The sequence below is a fragment of the Enterobacteriaceae endosymbiont of Donacia piscatrix genome (assembly GCF_012569525.1).
Lineage (GTDB): Bacteria > Pseudomonadota > Gammaproteobacteria > Enterobacterales > Enterobacteriaceae.
The window spans coordinates 181,653-184,451 of record NZ_CP046200.1 but is presented as its reverse complement, the minus strand read 5'-3'; the positions used below and the strand labels follow the sequence as shown (position 1 = coordinate 184,451).

Genomic DNA, 2,799 nt, shown 5'->3' with positions numbered 1-2,799 from the left:
CCCTTTAATAAATTTAATAATATAGATCCTATTTTAGGACCTGAAATGAGGTCTACTGGAGAAGTTATGGGTATTGGATATACTTTTGCTGAAGCATTCTATAAAGCAATATTAAGTACTAATTTTTATATAAAAACCAAAGGTATTATTTTAATATCAGTTAAAAATAAAGATAAAAAATTAATTGTCGATTTAGTTAAAAAATTAATTTCTTATGGATTTATAATCAAAGTTACATATGGAACAGCTAAGTTTTTACAAAAATTTAAATTAGTAGTTACAATAGTTCGTAAAATTACTGAAAAACGACCTAATGTGTTTAATTATTTTAAAAATAAAAGATATACTTATATCATTAATATAACAAAGAGGGGAAAAACGATTAATAATTCTAAATTAATTAGAATTGTAGCTTTACAAAATAATATTTATTGTAATACAACTATTAATGGAGCTATAGCTACAATATCTTCTATAAAAAATAATTTTCAAATAAAAGTTTCTTCTTTACAAGAATTATATAATTTAAAAAAGTTAAATTTATATTAAAGTTTTTTATAAAATGAATTTTAAAAAAAGTAATAATTTATTAAATTATGTTAAATTAAATAATTTACAAATTTTAACAATAAAAGGTCCTGATAGTAAGGTTTTTTTACAAAATCAATTAACAATAGATATAAATAAATTAGATAATAAAATAAATTTCTTAAATGCTTTTCATTGTAGTTCGCAAGGTAAAATTTTAACGAATATGCATATATTTAAAATATGTGATGATACTTATCAATATATAATTAGAAAAAATATATTAAAAGAATATTTAAAATATATTAAAAAATATATTATATTATATAATATAACAATTTTTTTAGATAAAAAAAAAAAAATTTTTGGAATTTTAAATGTTAAAAAAAAACAAATTATATCTAAAATTTTTAAAAAAAAAAATATATTTCTTAAAAAGAAAACACTTTATTTTTCTAATGAAAATATTATTTTAAAATTTAAATATTTTAAAAGATATTATTTTGTAATTTTATCTCAAAAAAATATTAGTTTTATTATAAAAAAATTTTTTTTATCTAAAAATATTTATTTACAAAATAATAATTCTTGGGATAAATTTTATATGAAAATAGGTTATTATATTATTGATATTAATTATCATTGTAATTTATTTTTACCCCAACAATTTATTATCAATCAAATGAGTGCTATTGATTTTAATAAAGGATGTTATTTAGGACAAGAAATTATTAGTAGTTTAAAATTTAAAAATAAAATAAATCAAAAATTATTTTTATTAAAAGGTCAAACAAAAATATACCCGTTACATGATGATTTATTAGAGTTTAAAGATAATAAAGATGGAAAATGGAAAGTTATAAGAAGTAAAATAATTTTAAAAATATTAGAAATTACATCAAATATATTTTTAATACAAGTTATATTAAAAAGTAATTTTATTAAAAAATCTTTAATTAGATTTAAAAAAGATAAACATAGTATTTTTTTAATTATTAAAGTGTTTTAAAAAATATTTTAATAAAACAAAAATTTTAATTATATGTATTAGTTTATATTGTTTTATAGTAAATAATAAATATTTAAAAGAGTTATTAATAAAGTAAAAAATATAAATTTAAACTTTATTTCATAAAAAAAGGTTTATATAAAAAATGAAAAAAATAATTATTATTTTTACAATAATTATGATAAGTATTCATAATATTGCTAATGCTAAATCTAATTTTAAAGATTATTGGTATTTTGGTTCTACATTTGGATTATCACAATATAATAATATTAAATTGTTAGAAAAAGACATTGATGATAAAGAATATACTTTTTTTAATAAACTAGGAAATGGACTTTTTTTAGGATATCAAACAAATAATTTTTTAAGTTTAGAATTGGGATTAGAATGGTTAGGAATTATTAAAAAAAATATTAATAATAATATTAAAAATTTTTTTGAAGTAAAAGGAATACAGCTAACAACTAATATTAGATATCCTATATTTAGAAATTTATATTTATATACCCGTTTAGGAGGATTTTTTGCTAAATCTTATTTTAGTCAATTTAGTAAAAATAATAAATATTATAATTTAGATAATTTGTACTATAATGTTTCTCCATTATTTTCTTTTGGAGGTGAATATCAAATTAAAAATAATTTATCATCTAGAATTGAATATCGAGTTATAAAAAATATTGGAAGTAAAAATAATGATAATTTAGGACAAAAAACAAATAATTTTATGTTTAGTATCAGTATACTATATAAATTTTTTGATAAAAATCAATTACCTACTGTAAAAAATTTAATTAATAAACCAAAAAATTATCATTATAATATTTTTAAAGAAAAATTTTTTTTTAGATTTAAAAGTATTTTTTTTAAAAAAAAAAATAAAAATATTTTAAATAAATCATTTAAATTAAAGTTAAAAAAATTATTAAGTGAAATTAATACTAAAATATTAGTTTTATATTATTCAGATTATTTTAAAAGAAATAATAAAAATATTCTTTTATATAAAAAAAGAATAAAAATAATTGCTAAAAATTTATTATCTATAAATAGATATTTAGTGAAAAAAAATGTTTTTATTAAAAAATTAGAAAATAATTTATTTTTTTATAAAAAAAATAAACAAATTAATAGTTATAAATTTTCTAAAAAATGTTTAATAAAAAATAATTATATTAGAATTAAAATTCTAAAATTTATTAAACCTATTAAAAAATATTTTTTAATAAAAAAGAATTTAGTAAATTATAAAAGTAATT

At 14.4% G+C, this 2,799-nt stretch carries 2 protein-coding genes and 1 pseudogene; all 3 read left to right on the top strand.

The features are described 5' to 3' along the window. Positions 1-549, top strand: a pseudogene (gene carB / locus GJT96_RS02350) (carbamoyl-phosphate synthase large subunit); the annotation flags it as partial. A gap of 13 nt (positions 550-562) precedes the next feature. Then, positions 563-1,537, top strand: a complete 975-nt coding sequence (gene ygfZ, locus GJT96_RS00895; protein ID WP_169780367.1) for a CAF17-like 4Fe-4S cluster assembly/insertion protein YgfZ — start codon at positions 563-565, stop codon at positions 1,535-1,537. Between the two features lie 145 nt (positions 1,538-1,682). After that, the coding region (locus GJT96_RS00890; RefSeq protein WP_169780366.1) for an outer membrane beta-barrel protein at positions 1,683-2,799 on the top strand (1,117 nt) is incomplete at its 3' end.

Bases quoted from the DNA above. Each gene is read 5' to 3' on its own strand.
- ygfZ (WP_169780367.1), top strand. From the start codon at position 563: ATGAATTTTAAAAAAAGTAATAATTTATTAAATTATGTTAAATTAAAT.